Origin of the sequence: Streptomyces verrucosisporus (genome assembly GCF_017114865.1) — a bacterium.
Taxonomy (GTDB): domain Bacteria; phylum Actinomycetota; class Actinomycetes; order Streptomycetales; family Streptomycetaceae; genus Streptomyces; species Streptomyces fenghuangensis.
In genome coordinates, this window is sequence record NZ_JADEYH010000009.1 from 43,038 (window position 1) to 63,653 (window position 20,616).

Genomic DNA, 20,616 nt, shown 5'->3' on the forward strand with positions numbered 1-20,616 from the left:
TCCAGAGGTGCTCGCGCGGCCCGTCCCACCGACCGTTCCCCTCCACACCCCTTACGAGGTTGTCCGGCTCATGAACTCACGCCAGCGCCGCGGCGTCATACTCCTGCTCCTCTCCGTCCTCTGCGCCTTCATCGCGTTCGCGGGCGTCCTCTCCGTGATCAGCGATGTGAACTCCAAGGTGGGGCCGGAGGTTTCGGCCTATCAGGTGAAGAGTGACATCGCGCCTTACAGCCGGCTCGGCGAGAAGCAGTTCGAGAAGGTGTCCATGCCCAGGCGCTGGCTCTCGGAGAACGCGGTGACCGACCTTTCCGAGATCGACGGGAAGATAGCGGTCACGCGACTGCGCGAGGGATCCCTGCTGCAGAGCGACATGATCGTGGAGCGGCCGGCGCTGGAGGCCGGTGAGCAGGAGATCGCCATCATGATCGATGCCGCCACCGGTGTGGCCGGCAAGATCACGCCCGGCTCCAAGGTCAACATCTTCGCCACCTTTCCGGGTGATCAGGAGGGGACCCCGGCCCAGTCGAAGATCATCGTGGCCAACGCGAAGGTCCTGGACGTGGGCCAACTGACCCCGCTGGACTCCAGGGACGGCGACGGTCCCCGCTCCAGCGAAGCCGTCCCCATCACCTTCGCGCTCAAGACCCTGGACGCCCAGCGCGTCGCCTATGCCGAGTCGTTCGCACAGAACGTCCGTCTCGCACTGATCGCCCCGGGCAGCGACACCTCTCTCCGCCCGGGGGAGCGCACCTACGAAATCGGCAAGGACAAGTGAGACCGGATGGTCACCAGGATTCTCCCGGCCGTCGGTGACGCCGACGCCGCCCGATCCATCACCACCCTGCTCAGCCAGCTTCCCGACGCGGAACCGGCGATGCCGGTCGGAGACTCCACCCAGCTGATCGACACCCTCGCCCGCCTCGCGGGCGAATCATTCGACGAGCTGCCCGAGGTCGTGCTCGTCCACGAGCGGATCGGACCGGTGCCGGCACTCGAACTGATCCGGGAGGTCTCGCTCCGTTTCCCGGCGGTCGGGGTGGTCCTCATCACGGCGGACGCCACCCCGGGACTGTTTTCCGCGGCCATGGACTCGGGCGCCCGGGGCCTGGTGGCACTGCCGCTCGGCTACGAGGAACTCGCCAACCGGGTGCAGGCCGCGGCCCAGTGGGCGAGCGGGGTCCGCCGTCACCTTGGCTCCGGGGGCGACTCCCCGGCCGGCCCCGGCGGTGTGGTCGTCACCGTCTCGGGGGCCAAGGGAGGGGTCGGTACGACCGTGATCGCGACCCAGCTCGCTCTGGCGGCCCAGGCGTCCGGCCAGAGCACCGCGCTGGTCGACCTGGACCTGCAGACGGGCGACATCGCCTCCTACCTGGACGTGCAGTTCCGCCGCTCCGTCGCGGACCTCGCGGCGATCCAGGACATCACCCCCCGTGTGCTGCAGGACGTCGTCTTCAGCCACGAGACGGGCGTCTCCCTGCTGCTGGCGCCGAGTGAGGGCGAAAGGGGCGAGGAGGTCTCGGACCGGTCGGTCCGCCAGACCGTCAACTCGCTGCGCTCACGGCACGCGGTGGTGGTCGTCGACTGCGGTTCGCAGATGAGCACGGCCAACGCGGCGGCCGTGGAGATGGCGGACACCGCGTTGCTGGTCACCACGCCGGACGTGGTCTCCGTGCGCGCGACCAAACGACTGGTGCGGATGTGGACCCGACTCCAGATCCGCAAGGCGGAGGAGACGCTCACGGTCGTCAACCGCTACACCCGGACCGCGGAGATCCAGCCGCCGCTGATCCAGAAGATCACGGGCACCCGGGTCGCCGGCCTCGCCGTCCCCGCCAACTTCAAGGAGCTCCAGGGAGCGGTCGACGCGGGCCGGATGCACGAACTGGACGCCAAATCCACCGTGAAACAGGCACTGTGGGGACTGGCGGGAGAGCTGGCCCTGGTGAAGGCTGCCGAAGGGCAGGCTAGGCAGGGCAGGTTCCGGATGGACCGGGGAGCGGTCGGAGTGCGGCGCCGGCGCCCCCGGAGCGATGACGCGGACGACGGTCAGCCGAGGAAGAACTCGTAGAGCCAGGGGGCGAATCGCCATTATGAGAATCCGGGGGACGGGCCGGGACGGCGGCATCGGCGGCCTGCCGCCGCGTGACGACCGGGGGCAGGTGGCGGTCGAGTTCGCGGGCATGGCGCCGGTCATCCTGGTGACACTCGTGCTGATCTGGCAGGCCGCACTGGTCGGCTACGCCTTCTCGCTGGCGGGCAACGCGGCCGACAAGGCGGTGCGGGCCGGGGCGACGACCGACACCTGGCGGCAGAGCCGGAACCAGGCGTGCGACAGGGCGGGCCGCGAGGACCTGCCGGACACCTGGACGGCGACGATCCGCTGTCGCGAGGACGGCGACATGGTCGAGGCCGTCGTGAGGGTCAGGGTGCCGGTGCTCTTCCCCGGCGGGGTCGACTTCCCCCTGTGGATATCGGGCAGGACCGCCGCGGCGAAGGAGAGCTGAAGCGTGCCGAACCGCTTTCGAGAAGAGAACGGGACAAGAGGCCGCGAGCGCGGCCAGGTGGCCATCGAGTACGTGGGGATGCTGTCCCTGCTGCTTCTGGTGGGCCTCCTCGTGATCCAGCTGGGGCTGGCGGTCTTCGCCGTCCAGCAGGTCGGTACGGCCTCCCGCGCTGCCGCCCGTATCGCCTCGTACGACGACGCGGACCGCGGCTACCGGCAGGCCGGCCGCGACGCGATGAGCACCTGGCTGGCCGACGAGGCGGTCTTCCGGCGCGCGGTCCGGGGCGACGAGGTGAAGGTGACGGCGAGTGTGCCGATCCCTTCTCTCATCCCCGGGCTGCTGAGTGGGCTGGAGGCCCAGAGGAGTGCCACGATGCCGCTGGACTGACCTCCACCGGTCCCGGTCACCGCGCGATCCGCGCCGCCGTACACGAGCAGCAGGGAGATGGACGATATGGGCTTGCGAGCGCGTCTCAACAGCTCCGAGCCGTCGGAGAAGGGCCACAACGAGGAGAGCCGCCTCGTAGCGGTCTACCGCGCCAAACTGCTGGAAGAGATAGACCTGGCCGAGATGTCCGCCCTCCAGGCGTCCGACCGCAGGATCCGCCTGGAGAGGGTCCTGGGGCACATCATCAGCCGTGAGGGCCCGGTCCTCTCCACGGTGGAGCGGGCCCAGCTCATCCGCCGGGTCGTGGACGAGGCCCTCGGCCTGGGCATCCTGGAACCGCTGCTCGAGGACGCCTCCGTCAGCGAGATCATGGTGAACGGCCCGGACCAGGTGTTCGTGGAGCGAGGCGGCCGGCTGGAACTGCTGCCCATGCGCTTCACCTCGGACGAGCAGCTCATGCAGACGATCGAGCGCATCGTCTCCACGGTCAACCGCCGTGTGGACGAGGCCAACCCGATGGTCGACGCGCGGCTCCCCTCCGGGGAGCGCGTCAACGTCATCATCCCGCCGCTCTCCCTCACCGGTCCGATCCTCACCATCCGGCGCTTTCCCCGTGCCTTCACGCTCCACGAGATGATCGGCCTCGGTTCACTGGACGAGCAGATGGTGCTGCTGCTCTCGGGGCTGGTGCGCGCCAAGTTCAACATCATCGTCTCCGGAGCCACCGGCACCGGCAAGACGACGCTCCTGAACGCCCTTTCCGGGCTGATCCCCGATGGGGAGCGCATCATCACCATCGAGGACTCCGCCGAACTCCAGCTCCAGCAGTCCCACGTCATCACCCTGGAGAGCCGGCCCGCCAACGTCGAGGGCAAGGGACAGGTCGGCATCCGCGACCTGGTGCGCAACTCGCTGCGCATGCGGCCGGACCGCATCGTCGTCGGTGAGGTCCGGGGCGGCGAGACGCTCGACATGCTCCAGGCCATGTCCACCGGCCACGACGGTTCCCTGGCCACCGTCCACGCCAACAGCGCCGAGGACGCGCTGATGCGCCTGCAGACCCTGGCGTCGATGTCGGAGGTCGGGATCCCGTTCGTGGCGATCAAGGACCAGATCAACAGCGCTCTCGACGTCATCGTGCAGCTGACCCGGCACGCCGACGGCTCTCGCCGCATCACCGAGATCGCGGTCGTCGACTCCAAGGGCCGTGAGGACTACCGGATCGTCTCGGTGTGCCGTTTCAACGCCCGGCCGATGTCCGCAGACGGCCGTGTCCATGGCGAATTTGCACACCATTCGCTGCCCCGGCGGATCGCCGACCGCCTGTACATGAGGGGCGAGCCGATCCCCGCCGTCTTCGGTGTGGCCCAGTCGGACGACCAGCTGGTCGTCCGCGAGTCCGCCTCCTGAACGTTCCCGGTCCGCCGCTCTCCGAGAAGGTCCCGTCCGATATGGCCAACCTCCCCCTCCTGACGACAGGCGTCACACTGCTGGCCTGCGTACTCGCCGTCGCGGGCGTGCACGTGTCCGCCAAGGGAAAGGCCCAGCAGCAGTATCTGGTCCAGAGGATGTCCCAGACGGGACAGATGCCGGTCGTCGGCCGCAGCCGCCGCTTCCAGGGCATCGACCGGCGGTTGCGCAGGACCGGGCTGGGCAAGCGCATCGAACACAAGATCAACACCACCGGGCTCGACCTGACCCCCGGCGAGTACTTCGTCTACGTGCTCGCCTCCCTGCTCGCCGTCTACTTCGTCGTCGGCACGGTCTTCGCCTCCTTCTTCGGCCTGCTCGCGGCCCTCATCGGTCTCTGGGGCGGCAACGCCTTCCTCAACCACCAGATCCGCAAGCGCACCGAGGCCTTCATCAACCAGCTCCCGGAACTGACCCGGGTCCTCGCCAACGCCACCCAGGCGGGTCTGGCACTGCGCACCGCCATCGGGATGGCGGCCGAGGAGCTGGACAACCCGGCCGGTGAGGAGCTCAAGAGGGTGGCCGACCAGTTGGCGGTCGGCCGGTCCCTGGAGGACGCACTGAACGAGCTGGCCGAGCGGCTGCCCTCGCGTGAACTGACCGTGCTCGTCTCCACCCTGATCCTGTCCAACCGGGCGGGCGGCACGATCGTCTCCTCGCTGCGCAACCTCACCGAGACGCTGGAGGAGCGCAAGGAGACCCGCCGCGAGGTCACCACACTGCTGTCCCAGGTGAAGGTCACCGCCGTCGCCGTTCCCGTCCTGGGTTTCGGTTTCCTGCTGATCCTCAACGGGATGCGGGCCGGGGCCCTGGACGACATGACCGGCGCCTTCGCAGGGAAAGTCGCCGTCATCGTCGCCTCCTGCCTCTACGGCCTGGGCTTCTTCCTCATCAACCGTCTCACCCGCGTCCGTATCTGAGGCCACGGAAGCCGAAAGGAGGAACACAGCATGGATCTTCTGCTCGCCGCCGCCGTGGGGCTCGCCGTCTACGGCGCCATCCACGGCATACGTCTCTACCGCGAGGAGGCCAAGCTCCCCGCAGACCTCGTCGTGGCCCTGGAGATGGGCGCGTCGCGCACCACCGCCACCGGATCCGCCATCGACCGGCTGGGCATGAGATACGCCCCGCGGGTGCTGCGTCTGATGGGCCCCAAACGGGTCGACAAGGTGCGCCGCAAGCTGGATCTGGCCGGAAACCCCGGTGGCCTGACGGTCGACCGGTACGCGGCCCGTCTCGCGGTGTACGGCGGGCTCGGCTCGCTGACCAGTCTGAGCATGCTGATGAACGGCCAGATCATGCTGGCGGTGCTCTTCCTGGTCTACGGCTTCTTCTGGACCGACGTCACCATCCGGTCCGCCATCGGCCGGCGCCGGGACGACATCGAGCGCACCCTGCCCGACTTCCTGGACGTCCTCGCCGTCGTGGTGTCCGCGGGTCTCGGTTTCCGGCAGGCGCTGGAGCGGGTGTCGGAGAAGTACGAGGGCCCCTGGTCAGACGAACTGCGCATCACACTGCGCCAGATGGACATGGGCGTGAGCCGCCGGGAGGCGTTCGAGCAACTGCGCAGGCGGAACGAGTCGGAGCAGGTCTCCATGTTCGTCTCCGCCCTCCAGCAGGGAGAGGAACTCGGCGCCCCGATCGTCGACACCCTCATCCAGATCGCCAACGACATGCGCCGCACCGACGCGCAGAACGCCCGGCGCAGGGCGGCCAAGGCCGTCCCCAAGGCCACGCTCATCGTCACCAGCTTCATGCTGCCCGGAACGATGCTCCTCATCGGAGTCGGCTTCTACTACGCCTCCGGCATCGACTTCAACGACCTGCTCGGAGGCTGAGCGGGCGGCAGGGCGGCAGGGCGGCAGGGAGGCGGACCGGAGGAAGGACGAAGGGCCCCGGAAGGAGGTGCGGAAGGAGTTGATCTCGCGGATGCTGTCGAGGACAGGAGCCGGGACGATACCGGCCGACGGCCCGCACGGGCGTGCGAGCGGCACCGTACCGACACTGCCGATCCAGGTGAGCGCGCTGTCCGCCCTCTGCCGCCAGCTCTTCGGCTTCCGGCTGGCCATGACCGCGCTCGCCACGCCCTTCGCGCTCGGCGGGGTCAGGGGGAGCCCGGGAGCCTGGCTCGTCGGTTCCGCCGTGCTCGTCACCGTCATGGTGTCGTACCTGCTGCTGCGGGACTGGGAGCGCTTCGGGCCGGTCCTGCTCAGACACCCCTCACTGCTCGGCGCCGACATGCTCTTCGGCGCGATGCTCCTCTTCACCGCCTCCCCCAACTCGACCCTCGCCTACGTCACCATCTGCACCCCCCTGCTGGCCGGCCTGGTGTACGGCTGGCGCGGCGCCGCCGTCTTCGCGGCCCTCCAGTCGCTGCTGCTCGCCGCCGCGTGCGCGGTCGACACCAGGATCGAGATGGACACCTCGATCCTGCTGATCACGGGGCTCTGCATACTGGCCGGTGCGAGCGGCAGCTCCCTGAGGGGGCTACTCCTCGGCTTCGGCGTGGCCTCCCAGGCGCTGGTCGAGACCCGGGCCCGCCTCGCCGTCAGCGAGGCGGTGGAGCAGGAGCGCTCCCGGCTCGCCCGGGAGATGCACGACTCGGTGGCCAAGACACTGCACGGACTCGCCCTGGCCGCCGACGGACTCGCCCGGTCGGCCGATCGCCTGGACCCCTGTGTGGTCAAGGAGCAGGCGGGGCTGGTCTCCCGCGCCGCCCGGCGCGCCGCCGCGGAATCCCGTGAGCTGCTGTCGGACCTGCGCCGGGAGTCAGGCCTGGACGGCGGCGTCGACATGGCGGGCGAACTCGCCTCCCGGGTCAAGGACTTCGCACTACGCCACAAACTGCGTGCCACATACCGCCCCCTGGACACGACCCCGTTGCCGCCGGTCCCGCACGCGGTGGCCAGGCAACTTCTCTCCATCGTCTCCGAGGCGATGGAGAACGCCCAGCGGCACGCGGCCCCCGGCAGTGTGGACGTGTCGGCGGGCATCGTGGACGGTGTCCTGCGGATGAGCGTGTACGACGACGGGCGAGGCCTGCCCCCGGGGACCACCCTCGAAGACCTGAGGCGGGCCGGTCACTTCGGTCTGGTCGGCATGGTCGAGCGGGCGGCCTCCATCGGAGCCCGCATCCGCATCGGTAAGGGACGGGCGAAGGGGACCGAGGTACGCCTGGAACTGCCCGTCGCGGCACTGGGCACGTGCCCGGCCCCGCAGGAGGGCGAGCCGGGGGCCGGGCACGCCGGAGCGTTCGGCGGCGCGCGGCCTCTCTCCGCGGTTCCGGCCAGGCCCGGCACATCGGTCCGGGGGAGTGAGGCCGGACGGTGACATCCGTACACAGGCCGTACCCGCGGCCTTGCCCATGGCAGGACCCGGTCCCCCGGGCAGGCCACGTACTCCCGGAGAGGAGGCCGTACACGTTGGATGACGACACCTTCCGTGCGCCCGGGCGGGGGCCGGCGCACCGGCCGGCCCCGCAGCACCCGCCGAACCCGCCTGCCGGTACCCCGCCCCCCGCCCGGGCGGGGGCGGAGCCCGTCGGGGCACCGGCCTTTCCGATCCCCGCCGCCGGGCCCGGAGAACCGCTGACGGTGGTCGTCGCGGACGACAACCCCGTGGTGCGGGCGGGACTGGGAGTCCTGCTCTCCGGCCGGGACGACCTGCGGGTCGTTGCGGAGGCTGCCGACGGACACCAGGCGTACGAAGCCGTGGTGCGGCACCGTCCCGACGTGGTGCTGCTCGATGTGCGGATGCCGGGTGTGGACGGCATCTCCATACTCCCGTACCTCGCACGCCTCGCCCCCGTGATGATGCTGACGTACAGCAGGGAGGCCGGGATCGTCCACGAGGCCCTGCGCCTGGGAGCGGTCGGCTACCTCGTCCACGGTGAGTTCACGGCGGACCAGCTCGTCACCGCGGTGCGGGACATCAAGGACGGACGCTCCCACTTCACACCGACGGCCTCCAGCGCGCTGCTGGAAACCCTGCGGGAGGGCTCAGCCGGTGGGGCGGGGCCGCTGCCGGACGGTCTGGGGACGGCCTTCGACGACCGGGGCCGGCCGTCGACACAGCTGGACACGCTCTCTGCAACCGCACATGGGATAGATGGTAAAACCCCTCCGGCCGCGTCCCAGAGGCCGCAAAATGTTTATACAAGGCAGGAGTCGCGGGAACAGCGCACCGATAGCGAACCTTTGCTTTCGCAACAAGAGGTGGGATATGCTTCCCCCGCTCCCGGAGCCGGGGAGGTGCTTGACCGACTGAGTCGGCGGGAGGTGGAGGTGATGGATCTGATCGCGTCGGGGATGACCAACCAGCAGATCGCCGCCACCTGCTTCGTCAGCCAGAAGACGGTCAAGAACCACATAAACCGGATCTTTTCAAAGCTGAACGCCGGCAGCCGGGGCGAGGCCATCGCCATCTGGCGCGGTGTCGCACGAGGGGGGTCGGCCGACCGTGGCTGAGCGAGCGGTGAACGAGGCGGAAGCCCTGCCCGGGCCGGGCGCGGCCGTGTCCCGTCCGGGGGCGGCGGGGGCCCAGTCCCCACGCTGGGCCCGTAGTTGGGCCCTGGGGCCCATGTGCGCGGGTATCCTCCCGCCGTATGTTTCCCATGCCGCCGGCGAGACCGGCCGGGAGAGCGCCGGAAACGCGAGCGGCTCGCAGACTTCGCACACCACGCAGCCGGACGGACACCGGTCGGCCGAAACGGGAGGGGAAGACCATGATGAAGGACACCGCGCTCAAGGCCGCCACCAACGCCAAGGTCCACGTCGGTCACTGGGCCAACGCGCGCGCCGAGAAGATGCGGGCCCGCGGGGACAAGGGCCAGGGCGCGATCGAGTACGTGGGCATCACCATCCTGGTCGTGGCGATCGTCGTCGCGCTGATGAACACCGACATGGGCGAGACGATCGCGGACGCGTTCACGGAGAAGATCAACGAGGTCCTCGGCGGCTGATGAGGCCGCGGAGGCGCCACGAGGAAGGGCAGGCCGCACCGCTGTACATCACAGCGGTGGTCGGTCTGCTCTTCCTCGCGCTTGCGTTCTTCGCGTTCGGTCAGGCAGATGTGAACCGAAACGGCGCGCAGACGGCGGCGGACGCCGCCGCTCTGGCGGCCGCCAAGGACTCCAGGGACCAGCTCAGGGGCGGCTTCCTGGAGAACATCCTCGACGGCGACTATCTGGACGACATCCTCAACGGAAACGCCCCCGGAACGAGGAGCGGGTGTGACGCCGCCAGGCGCTTCGCCGGTCTGAACGAGGCCAGGACGGACGCCGGCGGATTCTCCTGCCGGCCGCTTCCGGGAAGCCGTTGGGGTTTCACGGTCGAGGTGGAGTCCCGGGAGTCGATGGGCGAGAGCATCATCCCCGGTACGGACGGCAAGCATGCGAAGGCGACGGCCACGGCCGTCGTCGAGCCGCGCTGCCGGTTCGAACCCGGCGAGGACGAGGGTGGGGGCGGTGACGAGGGCGAGGAGCGCGAACCGTCCCCGGGCAGGATCGACTGCGACGGCAGGGACTGGGCCATCGACCCGGAGAACCTGGACTTCCTTCCGGACATGGCAGACCTCTTCAGCGTCCGGCTGTCCGAGAGCTGACCGCGAACGAGCGCAAAGGAAAACACCTCATGGGAACTTGGAAAACCGGGAAGCTGCGCCGGTCCGGGGTGGCGGCCCTGCTGGCCGCGGCGTTGACCGTTTCCGCCGCGGCCTGCGGTGGCGACGAAAGCGCGAAGGAGAAGGACGGGAGCCCGTCGGCGTCGAGCGAGAACCAGGGCGGGGAGAAGGGCGGCGAGGGTGAGGGCAAGACCCTGCCGGACACCAGCAAGGTGATCGCGACGCTCAAGGGCGAGGAAGGCATCGAGATGGTTCTCCACTCGGCCGTGCGGGACGCAGGCGGCTTCCTGACCGTCAGCGGCGAGTTCAAGAACACCGGAGGCAGCCGGTACACGACGTCGGTTCGGTGGAGTGGGGACGAGCAGGCGGTGGCGAGGACCGGCCGGTCGGTCGCAGCCATGACGCTTGTGGACTCCAAGGAGAAGAAGCGCTACTACGTACTGCGCGACACGGACAACCGGCCGTTGACCACTTCCGGGTACCAACCCGCCATCGACGCCGGTGAGAGCCTCCCCTTCTTCGCCCAGTTCCCGGCGCCCCCCTCGGACACCACCGAGGTCAGTCTCCAGTTCCCCGGCTTCCCCAACGCACCGATTGAGATCTCCTGATGAGTGCCGTCAACTCCCGCCGCGGACGGCCCCGCAGGGGTGCGGTCGCGGTCGCTCTCACCGGAATCCTCGCGTTCGGACTGGCCGAGGCCCCGTACGCCGCCGCGGACGAGGACGACCCGTACCCGTCGGCATCGGCTTCCGTTCCCGTCGAGGTCGACGCCGCCGACCCGGACCTGAAGCTCGCCGATGGCGCCACACTCGCAGAACCCAAGGTTCTCGACATCAAGTCCGTCGTCGAGGACCTCGACGGTGAGGAGCGCCGCGAGGACACCAACGAGGACATCAAGCTCGCGCTGCAGTCCGAGGTCCTCTTCGGCAAGGACAGCGCGGTTCTGAGCAGCGAGGCGAAGTCCCGTATCGCCGAGGTCGCCGCCGAGGTCAAGGAGCACGGGGCGACCAAGGTCCGGATCTTCGGCTTCACCGACAACCTCGGTTCCTCCGCGCACGGCGACGTGCTCTCCCGGAAGCGTGCCAACGCGGTGCACAAGTTGCTGGCCAATGATCTCGACTCGAGCGTCACCTACGAGGTCCGCGGTTACGGCGAGCAGTACCCGATCGCCGACAACAGCACCGAGGAAGGCCGCAAGAAGAACCGTCGTGTGGAGATCTCCTTCCCGCGCGGCGGGGAGTAGTCCCCGAACCGGTGCCGGCCGCGAACCGGGTGGAGCGGACACCGTCCGCTCCACCCGGTTCGCGCCGAGAGCCGCCCGGTGCAGGACACCCGGCCCGGGCCGCCCGCGCGGCCGGCCGGGCCGAACGACGAGAACGACGAAGGCGCCGCGTCAGGCCTCGACGCGCAGCCGGGCCCCCGGGCGTATGCCCCACCGCTCCATGGCCCCGGCCTCCGTCTCCAGCACATGGCGGGAACGCAGCCGGGGCGAGCCGAGGCGTCCCGGCCGCATCGTCCGTACGGCGATGACGCTCAGCCCCTTGTCCAGGTAGGCCACGTCGATCGTGAAGCGCATTCCGAAGGTGTGCACGCTCGCGCAGGGGGTGAGCAGTATCGCCCCTTCGACGCCGCTCCGGCCGAGCAGGCCCCGGGCGCGGGTCCGGTAGGAAGCCGCGATCTCCAGGGGGAGCACCGTCCCGTCCCGCCCCGCCACCGCCAACCTGCCCGTGCCGTTTCGCCATTTCGCCATGGCCCCCGACCGTAGCGGAAGCCGTGGGCCGCCACGGTGGGCGGAGACAGCGATGCGTCCACTCCCGGAGAGGGACAGCGCCCGGCCGACCGGAGACCAGAGGCCCGGGAGTGGGCCCCTGGGCCCATGACCGGCCGGCCGCGCGGTTCTAGAGTCGGCCGCGTGTACGCCACCCTGATCACCGCCGCCGCCCTGTGGGGTCTCCTCGCGGGGCTCCTCGTTCCGCGCGCCGCGTACCGGTTGTCCGTCGAGCCGGGGGAGCCGTGGCGGGCCGCCTGCGCGGCGGGGCACCCCTTCGCGGGTCCCGGGCGCGGATGGCTCGGCGGCGCACGGTGCGCGGCCTGCGCGGCCTGCGCGGTGACCGTACCGGCCGGCGCCGGCTCCGGCGGGCGGACCGGCGACCGGACCGAGGACCTCGCGCCGTCCCCCGGTGTGCCCACCGTCACGGCGCTCTCCTGCGCCGCGCTCGCCGCGGCCACCGGCTTCCGCCCGGAACTCGCCGTGTGGCTGCTGTTCACACCGGTCGCGGTCCTGCTGGCCGTCGTGGACCGCAGGGTCCACCGGCTGCCCGACCACCTGACACTGCCCCTCGCCGCCGCGGTGACCGTACTGCTGGGTGCCGCCGCACTGGTGCCCGCGCACACCGGGTCATGGTCCACCGCGCTGCTCGGGGGCCTCCTTCTCGGCGGCTTCTACTTCGTGCTCTTCCTGATCAACCCCGACGGAATGGGTTTCGGCGATGTGAAGCTGGCGCTCTCACTCGGCGTCGTACTCGGCTGGTACGGGTGGGGCATCCTCTTCGCCGGGGCGTTCGGCGGTCTCCTGTTCGGCGCGGTCTACGGGATGTCGCTGGTCCTCGCCCGGCGGGCGAGCCGCAAGGCGGCCATACCGTTCGGGCCGTTCATGGTGGCGGGGGCCCTCGTGGGTCTGCTGGCGGGGGGACTGACCGTGTGAACCGGGCCGCGGTCGCGCGCGGCGCGGCGCGGCAGGGGCTATGGTGGAAACCCCCCCTCGGGCCGGTCCGTATCCCCCCCCCACGGACCGGCCCGCTTCGCGTCCGGGCCCCGCCCGTCCCACTTTGCTGCGGCGGCCCTCGCTAGCCCTCGCTGCTGAGGGCCCAGATGTTCGCGCCGGGCGCCGAGATCGCGTAGGTGTCGATCTCCGCCAGCTCCTCCTCGGTCAGCTCCGGGCTCCGCACCGCCGCCACGTTCGCCTCCAGCTGCGCCACGCTGCTCGCGCCGATCAGCGCCGACGTCATCCGCGGATCCCGCAGTACCCAGCTCAGCGCGAGCTGGGCCAGGGTCTGGCCGCGCCGCTCGGCGATGGCGGCCAGGGCGCGCAGCCGCCCGACGACCTCCTCGGTCAGCAGGCCGGGGTCCAGGGAGGTGCCCCGTGCAGCGCGGGAGTCCTCCGGGACGCCGTCCAGGTACTTGTCGGTGAGCAGTCCCTGGGCCAGCGGGGCGAAGGAGATGCAGCCCATGCCCTCCGCCTCCAGCGTGTCCAGCAGGCGGTCGTCCTCCGTCCAGCGGTTGATCATGGAGTAGGACGGCTGGTGGATCAGCGGTCGCACCCCCATCTCCCGCAGGATCCGCGCCGCCTCGCGCGTGCGCCGCGCGCTGTAGGAGGAGACGCCCACGTACAGAGCCTTGCCCTGGTGGACGGCGGACGCCAGCGCGCCCATCGTCTCCTCCAGCGGGGTCTCGGGATCGTAGCGGTGGGAGTAGAAGACGTCGACGTACTCCAGGCCCATGCGCCCGAGCGAGGCGTCCAGGGAGGACAGCAGGTACTTGCGCGACCCCCACTCGCCGTACGGCCCGGGGTGCATCGGGTAGCCCGCCTTGGTGGAGATCACCAGCTCGTCGCGGTGGGGGCGGAAGTCGCGGGCGAGCAGACGGCCGAAGCCGGCCTCGGCCGCTCCGGGCGGCGGGCCGTAGTTGTTGGCCAGGTCGAAGTGGGTGACGCCCAGATCGAAGGCGCGGCGCAGGATCGCCCGCTGGGCCTCCAGCGGCTTGTCGTCGCCGAAGTTGTGCCACAGGCCCAGCGAGATCTCCGGGAGCAGCAGTCCGCTGCGCCCGGTGCGGCGGTAGCGCATGGTGTCGTAGCGGGAGCCGTCCGGGCGGTAGGGGGGTGAGTCGTTCATGGGCCCTGCCTATCACTGTCTTATCGCCGTTCTGTGACATTCCCGGCTCGTGCGGTCGTACGGCGTGGCAGTAAGGTGCTGAGGACCTGTCCGTCCGGTTCCTCGCGGCCCGCCCCGGCCGGGCGCGAGCCGCGGTCCCCCCCCACATCCCTCCCGGGTCCGCCCGGGCGAGAGCGCCTTGGCGGGGAGAGGGGCCACAGGGCGCCGAGGGCCGATCCGCGAGGACGCGACCGGACAGGGCCTGGTGCTCGGGACCTGCATGGAGGGGCTGAACAAACCGATGCTGCAATCTTCCCGGGGACGCACCCGGTATCCCCGGTGGCTGCGCCGCCTGGTCTACAGGCTCTACGCCCACCGGGTGGAAGGGCGTCTCGACCACGAGCAGGTGCCCAAGCACATCGGCGTCATCCTCGACGGCAACCGCCGCTGGGCGCGCGCCTCCGGCGGCACGACCGAGCAGGGCCACCAGGCGGGGGCCGAGAAGATCCGCGAGATGCTGGGCTGGTGCGCCGAGACGGACGTCGAGGTGGTCACCCTGTGGCTGCTGTCCACGGACAACCTCAGCCGGCCGGCCGAGGAGCTCAGGCCACTGCTGGGCATCATCGAGGACGCGGTGCGCGACCTGGCCTCGGACGGCCGCTGGCGGGTGCACCACGTCGGCACGCCGGACCTGCTGCCCGACCACACCCAGCGCGTGCTGAAGGACGCGGAGGAGAGCACCCGGGGCAACCGGGGCATCCTGGTCAACGTCGCCGTCGGCTACGGCGGCCGGCAGGAGATCGTGGACGCGGTGCGCTCCCTGCTCGCCGACCGGGCCGCGAGGGGCGCGACCCTGGAGGGGCTCGCGGAGGACCTCGCCCTGGAGGACATCGCCGAGCACCTGTACACGCGCGGGCAGCCCGACCCGGACCTGGTGATCCGCACCAGCGGCGAGCAGCGGCTGTCGGGCTTCATGCTCTGGCAGAGCGCCCACTCCGAGTACTACTTCTGCGACGTGTTCTGGCCCGCCTTCCGGAAGGTGGACTTCCTGCGGGCCCTGCGCGACTACGCGGCCCGCCACCGTCGCTACGGATCCTGACGGACGCGATTTTCGGCAGCGGCCGGTCTCCCCCGAAAGGGGGACACCGGCCGTTCATCGCACCGTAGGCATATGCCGGGGCATGGCGGCGGCCCCGGCAGGGAATATCCCCTCCAGGCCGGCTCCCGGCGCAGGGAGGCGGCCCCGGGAGGCCCCTTGCACACCACGGACGACCGTGCGGGCAGACGCACGCGAGGACGCGGCGGAGGGCCGGTGCCCGGCCCGTGCACGGGACCGGGACCCGGCCTCATCCCCCGCGACGCCGTCGCACCCCGACCTCTTCCGAGGGGGTAGGTCCATCCGTGGTGACCAGCACCAAGCGCCGGGAAGACCGGCGCACCTACGTCATCGACACCAGCGTCCTGCTCGCCGATCCGGCGGCCGTGACCCGCTTCGACGAGCACGAGGTCGTGCTCCCGGTGGTCGTGGTCACGGAGTTGGAGGCCAAGCGCCACCATCCGGAGCTGGGCTACTTCGCCCGCCAGGCCCTCAGACGGCTGGACGAGTACCGCGTACTGCACGGGCGGCTGGACGCCCCGATCCCGATCGGCGAGCTGGGCGGCACGCTCAGGGTCGAACTCAACCACTCGGATCCGGCGGTGCTGCCCTCCACCATGCGCGGAGACCACGGCCGGCCGCTCGACAACGACTCGCGCATCCTGGCGGTGGCCAGGAACCTCCAGGCCGAGGGGTACGACGTCACGGTCGTCTCCAAGGACCTGCCGCTGCGCATCAAGGCCTCCTCCGTCGGCCTGCTGGCCGAGGAGTACCGGGCCGAGCTGGCCGTCACCGAGTCAGGCTGGACGGGTATGACCGAACTCGCCCTGGCGGCCGAGGACGTGGACGAACTCTTCGCCGCGGAGAGCGTGTACGTGCCCGAGGCGGCCGAACTGCCCGTGCACACCGGCCTGGTCCTGCAGTCCGAGCGCGGCAGGGCCCTGGGCAGGGTCACGCCCGAGGGGCGGATCAGGCTGGTGCGCGGTGACAGCGAGGCGTTCGGCATCCACGGGCGCAGTGCCGAGCAGCGCGTCGCGCTGGACCTGCTGCTCGACCCGGAGGTCGGCATCGTCTCGATGGGCGGCCGGGCGGGCACCGGCAAGTCCGCGCTGGCGCTGTGCGCCGGACTGGAGGCCGTGCTGGAGAGGCGGCAGCACAGCAAGGTGATGGTGTTCCGGCCGCTGTACGCGGTCGGGGGCCAGGACCTGGGCTACCTGCCGGGCACCGCCGACGAGAAGATGAACCCCTGGGCGCAGGCGGTCTTCGACACCCTCTCGGCGGTGACGACACGCGAGGTGGTCGAGGAGATCACGGCCCGCGGCATGCTGGAGGTGCTGCCGCTCACGCACATCCGCGGCCGTTCCCTGCACGACGCCTTCGTGATCGTCGACGAGGCCCAGTCGCTGGAGCGGAACGTACTGCTGACGGTCCTCTCCAGGATCGGGCAGGACTCACGGGTCGTCCTCACCCATGACGTCGCCCAGCGCGACAACCTGCGCGTGGGGCGGTACGACGGGGTGGCCGCGGTGGTCGAACGGCTCAAGGGCCACCCGCTCTTCGCGCACATCACCCTCACCCGGTCCGAGCGGTCGCCGATCGCGGCACTGGTGACCGAAATGCTGGAGGACGGCCGGATCTGAGGCGGTCCGCGAACGGCCCCGCGCGGCGAAGCGCAGCACCCTAGCCGTGCGGGGCTTTTCGCGCGCCCTTTTCCGTCCAACCGGTCGGCGAAACGGAATGTGAGCTTTCCCACGTGTCACAGAATTGCATCCACGGTTCCGTCTCCGGCAGTGTGTGGGTCCTGTCAGGCCCCGCATACGGCACACGAACACCGTCCGCACCGTCCGGCGCGGACCCACAAGTCAACAGCAGCGCGCCGTATGCCGCCCGAAGCACCACGCGGCCCTCCCCTGCGGGAAGGGCCGGCCGGGCCAGCGCCTCCCGTGGCCAGTACGTGGGGAGGCCCGAGCCAGGGGCACGATTGCGCCCGCGAGGTCACCTGAGCGGGCAGTGTGGAAGGAAACCGTGTGACTCGGATCTCGGTCCGGGGGTTCGCAGTGGCGTCCGCCACCGCGGTCACCACCGTCGGCGCCGTCGTCGGTGTGGCCTCGGGAAGTGAGCAGGGAACGGCCGAACCGGTCGAGGCCACTGCCGCTGACGCGACGCTCCTCGCCGACATACCCGCAGGCCAGCAGGCTCAGACCGCTTCCCTCACACAGCAGGCGGACAACGCCGTGGCCGCGGCCGACGCCGCGGCGAAGAAGGCCGCCGAGGAGGCGGCCCGCAAGCAGGCGGCCAAGGACGCCCAGGCCAAGAGGGAGGCGGCCGAGAAGGCCGCCGAGGAGGCGAAGAAGCGGGAGGAGGCCCGGCAGCAGGCCGCCAGCCGTTCCGCGGAGCGCACCGACTTCGCGGTGCAGAGCTCCTACACCGTCGCCGAGGTCAAGGCGATGGCCCAGCAGATCGTGGGCGGCGGCCAGTTCCAGTGCTTCTCCAGCATCATCGAGCGCGAGAGCGGCTGGAACTACAAGGCCCAGAACCCCTCCTCCGGCGCCTACGGTCTCGTCCAGGCACTGCCCGGCTCCAAGATGGCCTCGGCCGGAGCCGACTGGCAGACCAACCCGGCCACCCAGATCAAGTGGGGCCTGAACTACATGAACGACCGCTACGGCAGCCCCTGCGGCGCCTGGGAGTTCTGGCAGGCCAACCACTGGTACTGAGCCGGTACCGGTCCTTCGCGCCGAGCCGCCCCCGCGGCCGCCCCGGCTCCGCCTCGCCCCCCGCCCGCCGGCGGGGGGTTTGGCATGTCTGCAAAGGAGCAACCCTTTACCCCGGTAGCGTCGTCCCCATATGGGACGGGTCGATACGGCGGGCACGCCGGATCGGGGCGGAACGGACCATACTGGGTCCGGTCGAACAGAACACCGGGGGCGAAGGAAGCGGCATGTCGAGACTTCGGAGTCTTAGGGCGGGGGTGTCGCGTGCCGCCACCCGGCTGTCCGAGCGGCTGGCACGCGCAGAGGAGAAGGACGGTTCCGACGGGCCGATGCCGCCCTCACCCCCCGCCGGTCCGCCGCCGGGTGACCCGGCCCCCGCCCCTATCCAGTCGCCCCCGGATCCGCCCCCGCCCGCGAACATGGTGCCGTGGGGGGTGAGGGTGGCGGCCGAGGCCGGGTGGCGGCTGCTGGTCCTGGCCGGGGTCATCTACGTCCTGATGAAGGTGATCAGCGCCATCAGCCTGGTCGTCCTCGCCTTCACCATCGGCCTGCTGCTGACCGCGCTGCTCCAGCCGACGGCCGCCAGGCTGCGGCGGCTGGGGATGGGGCGCGGACTGTCCGCCGCGATCACCTTCGTGACGGGCGTGGCGATGCTGGGCCTGGTGGGCTGGTTCGTGGTCTGGCAGGTCCTGGAGAACCTCGACGACCTCACCCGGCAGGTCCAGGAGGGCATCGACGAGCTGAAGACCTGGCTGCTCAACAGCCCCTTCCACGTCACCGAGGCGCAGATCAACAACATCGCCGACAGCCTCAACGACTGGCTCGGCAGCAACAGCCAGGAGATCACCAGCGCGGGGCTCCAGGGCGTGACCGTGGTCCTGGAGTTCTTCTCCGGCGCGGTGCTGGCGATGTTCGTGACGATCTTCCTGCTCTACGACGGCCGGAACGTGTGGAACTGGTCGCTCAACTTCGCGCCCCGGGCCGCCCGCGACGCCGTGGCGGGCGCCGGGCCCCGGGCGTGGATGACGCTCACCAGCTATGTGCGCGGCACGGTGCTGGTGGCCTTCATCGACGGTTTCTTCATCGGTGTCGGGCTGTACTTCCTGGACGTGCCGATGGCCGTGCCGCTGGCCGTGTTCATCTTCCTGTTCTCCTTCGTCCCCATCGTCGGTGCGGTGGTCTCCGGAGCGCTGGCGGTGGTCGTGGCGTTCGTGGCCAACGGCGTGGTCTCCGCCCTGCTCGTCCTGGCGGTCGTGCTGGCCGTGCAGCAGTTGGAGGGGCATGTGCTCCAGCCGCTCATCCTGGGCCGGCTGGTGCGGGTGCACCCCCTGGGCGTGGTGCTGGCGGTGACCGGGGGCAGTCTGATCGCGGGCATCCCCGGCGCGGTGACGGCGGTGCCGCTGGTGGCGGTGCTCAAGTCCGTCGTCGTCTCCATGAAGTCCTACGCGGCGGCCCATGCGGTGCCGGCCGGAACGGCCGAACCGTCGTCCGTCGTGCCGCCGCCGGCCGTGGAGGCGCCCAGGTCGCCCAAGTCCCCCGGGACCGAGCCGCCTTCGGAGCCGGGGGAGGGCGGGCAGCGGTAGGCCGCGCCGAGCGCACGGTTCTCACGCCCGGGCACCGCCGTACGGCGGCGCCCGGGCGTTCTCGCACCCCGTTCTTCCGCGAGCTGCGGCACCGCGATAAAGTGATAACACTTTGCTAGAGAACTGCTTCATGGAAACGGGGGAACACCATGTCCGTTGAGACCGAGCCGGCCGTGCAGGCCGCCGGAGAACTTCCCGAGATGCCCGCCCCACGGGTGCGCGAGAGGCCCGCGCACTCCGTACCCGGCGGACTCGCCCTGCTGATGGGCCTGATGGGCCTGCTGGCCGGGGCCGGCGCCTTGGTGGGGGGCGCGCTGCTCGTCGAGGACGGTGCGAGCGGCGCCGGGGCGACGCTGGTCGTCGCCGGGGTGCTGCTGATGATCGGCTCGGTCTTCGCCATGGCCGGCCTCAACATGGTCGCACCGGGGGAGGCCCGGGTCGTCCAACTCTTCGGACGCTACACCGGCACCATCCGCAAGGACGGCCTGCGCTGGGTGAACCCGCTGACCACCCGCAAGAAGGTCTCCACCCGGGTGCGCAACCACGAGACGGCGATCCTCAAGGTCAACGACGCCTACGGCAACCCGGTCGAGCTGGCGGCCGTCGTCGTCTGGCAGGTGGAGGACACCGCCCAGGCCACCTTCGAGGTGGACGACTTCGTGGAGTTCGTCTCCACCCAGACCGAGGCGGCCGTGCGGCACATCGCCATCGAGTACCCCTACGACGCCTACGACGAGGGCGGCCTGTCGCTGCGCGGCAACGCCGAGGAGATCACCGAGAAGCTCGCCGTCGAACTGACCGCCCGGGTGCGGGCGGCGGGCGTGCGGATCGTCGAGTCGCGCTTCACACACCTGGCGTACGCCCCCGAGATCGCGGCCGCGATGCTCCAGCGCCAGCAGGCGGGCGCCGTGGTCGCGGCGCGCCGGACCATCGTGGAGGGGGCCTGCGGCATGGTCGAGGACGCCATGGAGCGGATCGCCTCCCAGGACTTCGTCGAACTGGACGAGGAGCGCAAGGCCGCCATGGTGAGCAACCTGCTGGTGGTGCTCTGCGGTGACCGCTCCCCGCAGCCGGTCCTCAACACGGGGTCGCTCTACCAGTGAGCGCCCGGCCGGAGGGGCCGCCGGAGGGCGGCGGCCCCGAGCAGGAGCGGTCGCGGCGGCCCCGGCGCGACCGCCGGCAGATGCTGCTGCGGCTGGACCCCGCCGTCCACGACGCGCTCGCGAAGTGGGCGGCGGACGAGCTGCGCAGCACCAACGCCCAGGTCGACTACCTGCTGCGCAGGGCCCTGAGCGAGGCGGGGCGCATGCCCGGCGAGGCCCGCCCCCATCCGCGCCGGGGCCGCCCGCCGCGCTCGGAGGAGTAGCCCGCGCC

The 20,616-nt window shown here is 70.8% G+C and carries 22 protein-coding genes; 20 read left to right on the top strand and 2 right to left on the bottom strand.

Translation table 11 applies throughout. From position 1 onward, the window contains the following. The first annotated feature begins 70 nt into the window (after nt 1-70). The 13 genes from cpaB to IQ279_RS12560 all read left to right on the top strand — a co-directional run bounded on the left by cpaB (nt 71) and on the right by IQ279_RS12560 (nt 11,223). Entirely contained in the window at nt 71-775 is a 705-nt protein-coding gene (cpaB, locus tag IQ279_RS12500; RefSeq protein WP_206348489.1) for a Flp pilus assembly protein CpaB, read from the top strand. Between the two features lie 6 nt (nt 776-781). Further along, entirely contained in the window at nt 782-2,068 is a 1,287-nt protein-coding gene (locus IQ279_RS12505) for a CpaE/TadZ family protein (protein WP_206348490.1), read from the top strand. A 22-nt stretch (nt 2,069-2,090) separates the two neighbouring features. Continuing rightward, nucleotides 2,091-2,504, top strand: a complete 414-nt coding sequence (locus tag IQ279_RS12510; protein WP_206348491.1) for a TadE/TadG family type IV pilus assembly protein — start codon at nt 2,091-2,093, stop codon at nt 2,502-2,504. A 3-nt stretch (nt 2,505-2,507) separates the two neighbouring features. After that, on the top strand, nt 2,508-2,891 hold the full coding sequence (locus IQ279_RS12515) for a TadE/TadG family type IV pilus assembly protein (RefSeq protein ID WP_307792328.1): 384 nt from the start codon (nt 2,508-2,510) through the stop codon (nt 2,889-2,891). A gap of 66 nt (nt 2,892-2,957) precedes the next feature. After that, the gene (locus tag IQ279_RS12520; RefSeq protein ID WP_206348492.1) at nt 2,958-4,301 is read left to right on the top strand and encodes a TadA family conjugal transfer-associated ATPase; all 1,344 of its coding nucleotides are present in this window, start codon (nt 2,958-2,960) and stop codon (nt 4,299-4,301) included. A gap of 41 nt (nt 4,302-4,342) precedes the next feature. Continuing rightward, complete coding sequence (locus tag IQ279_RS12525) at nt 4,343-5,281, top strand: type II secretion system F family protein (protein WP_206348493.1); 939 nt, start codon at nt 4,343-4,345, stop codon at nt 5,279-5,281. Between the two features lie 30 nt (nt 5,282-5,311). Continuing rightward, nucleotides 5,312-6,199 carry a DUF5936 domain-containing protein gene (locus IQ279_RS12530; RefSeq protein WP_206348494.1) on the top strand — a complete coding sequence of 296 codons (888 nt, stop codon included), beginning with the start codon at nt 5,312-5,314 and terminating at the stop codon, nt 6,197-6,199. 91 nt (nt 6,200-6,290) lie between these two features. Then, the gene (locus tag IQ279_RS12535; protein WP_206348495.1) at nt 6,291-7,691 is read left to right on the top strand and encodes a sensor histidine kinase; all 1,401 of its coding nucleotides are present in this window, start codon (nt 6,291-6,293) and stop codon (nt 7,689-7,691) included. Between the two features lie 92 nt (nt 7,692-7,783). Next, nucleotides 7,784-8,827 (top strand): response regulator, encoded by a 1,044-nt coding sequence (locus tag IQ279_RS12540; RefSeq protein ID WP_206348496.1) that lies wholly within the window; start codon nt 7,784-7,786, stop codon nt 8,825-8,827. 257 nt (nt 8,828-9,084) lie between these two features. Further along, the gene (locus IQ279_RS12545) at nt 9,085-9,321 is read left to right on the top strand and encodes a hypothetical protein (protein WP_372445123.1); all 237 of its coding nucleotides are present in this window, start codon (nt 9,085-9,087) and stop codon (nt 9,319-9,321) included. Further along, nucleotides 9,321-9,962 (top strand): pilus assembly protein TadG-related protein, encoded by a 642-nt coding sequence (locus IQ279_RS12550; RefSeq protein WP_206348497.1) that lies wholly within the window; start codon nt 9,321-9,323, stop codon nt 9,960-9,962. Before IQ279_RS12545 ends, IQ279_RS12550 begins: the two co-directional genes overlap by 1 nt. Before the next feature lie 29 nt (nt 9,963-9,991). After that, nucleotides 9,992-10,588: a hypothetical protein gene (locus IQ279_RS12555; protein ID WP_241028010.1), complete on the top strand. Its 597-nt coding sequence runs from the start codon at nt 9,992-9,994 to the stop codon at nt 10,586-10,588. Next, entirely contained in the window at nt 10,588-11,223 is a 636-nt protein-coding gene (locus IQ279_RS12560) for an OmpA family protein (protein ID WP_206348498.1), read from the top strand. The genes IQ279_RS12555 and IQ279_RS12560 overlap by 1 nt, the downstream gene beginning before the upstream one ends. Nucleotides 11,224-11,373: 150 nt before the next feature. Here the strand turns inward: IQ279_RS12560 and IQ279_RS12565 are convergent, their stop codons facing one another. Further along, a complete protein-coding gene (locus tag IQ279_RS12565; RefSeq protein ID WP_206348499.1) occupies nt 11,374-11,730 on the bottom strand; it encodes a DUF192 domain-containing protein in 357 nt (118 codons plus the stop codon). Nucleotides 11,731-11,892: 162 nt separating this feature from the next. Here IQ279_RS12565 and IQ279_RS12570 point away from each other — a divergent pair, with 162 nt between their 5' ends. Further along, nucleotides 11,893-12,684, top strand: coding sequence for a prepilin peptidase (locus IQ279_RS12570; RefSeq protein ID WP_206348500.1), 792 nt, complete (start codon nt 11,893-11,895; stop codon nt 12,682-12,684). A gap of 142 nt (nt 12,685-12,826) precedes the next feature. Here IQ279_RS12570 and mgrA read toward each other — a convergent pair whose 3' ends face one another. Then, nucleotides 12,827-13,870 (bottom strand): L-glyceraldehyde 3-phosphate reductase, encoded by a 1,044-nt coding sequence (gene mgrA, locus IQ279_RS12575; protein ID WP_206348501.1) that lies wholly within the window; start codon nt 13,868-13,870, stop codon nt 12,827-12,829. A 280-nt stretch (nt 13,871-14,150) separates the two neighbouring features. Between mgrA and IQ279_RS12580 the strand changes: the two genes are divergently transcribed. The 6 genes from IQ279_RS12580 to IQ279_RS12605 all read left to right on the top strand — a co-directional run bounded on the left by IQ279_RS12580 (nt 14,151) and on the right by IQ279_RS12605 (nt 20,608). Continuing rightward, on the top strand, nt 14,151-14,948 hold the full coding sequence (locus tag IQ279_RS12580; RefSeq protein ID WP_206348502.1) for an isoprenyl transferase: 798 nt from the start codon (nt 14,151-14,153) through the stop codon (nt 14,946-14,948). A gap of 302 nt (nt 14,949-15,250) precedes the next feature. After that, nucleotides 15,251-16,585, top strand: coding sequence for an RNA 5'-3' helicase PhoH2 (gene phoH2 / locus IQ279_RS12585; protein WP_206348503.1), 1,335 nt, complete (start codon nt 15,251-15,253; stop codon nt 16,583-16,585). Nucleotides 16,586-16,972: 387 nt separating this feature from the next. Next, nucleotides 16,973-17,662 carry an aggregation-promoting factor C-terminal-like domain-containing protein gene (locus IQ279_RS12590; protein WP_206348504.1) on the top strand — a complete coding sequence of 230 codons (690 nt, stop codon included), beginning with the start codon at nt 16,973-16,975 and terminating at the stop codon, nt 17,660-17,662. A gap of 224 nt (nt 17,663-17,886) precedes the next feature. Continuing rightward, complete coding sequence (locus tag IQ279_RS12595; protein ID WP_206348505.1) at nt 17,887-19,242, top strand: AI-2E family transporter; 1,356 nt, start codon at nt 17,887-17,889, stop codon at nt 19,240-19,242. Nucleotides 19,243-19,391: 149 nt separating this feature from the next. Then, a complete protein-coding gene (locus tag IQ279_RS12600) occupies nt 19,392-20,345 on the top strand; it encodes an SPFH domain-containing protein (RefSeq protein ID WP_206348506.1) in 954 nt (317 codons plus the stop codon). Further along, nucleotides 20,342-20,608, top strand: coding sequence for a type II toxin-antitoxin system antitoxin (locus IQ279_RS12605; protein WP_206348507.1), 267 nt, complete (start codon nt 20,342-20,344; stop codon nt 20,606-20,608). The genes IQ279_RS12600 and IQ279_RS12605 overlap by 4 nt, the downstream gene beginning before the upstream one ends. Nucleotides 20,609-20,616 lie beyond the last annotated feature (8 nt).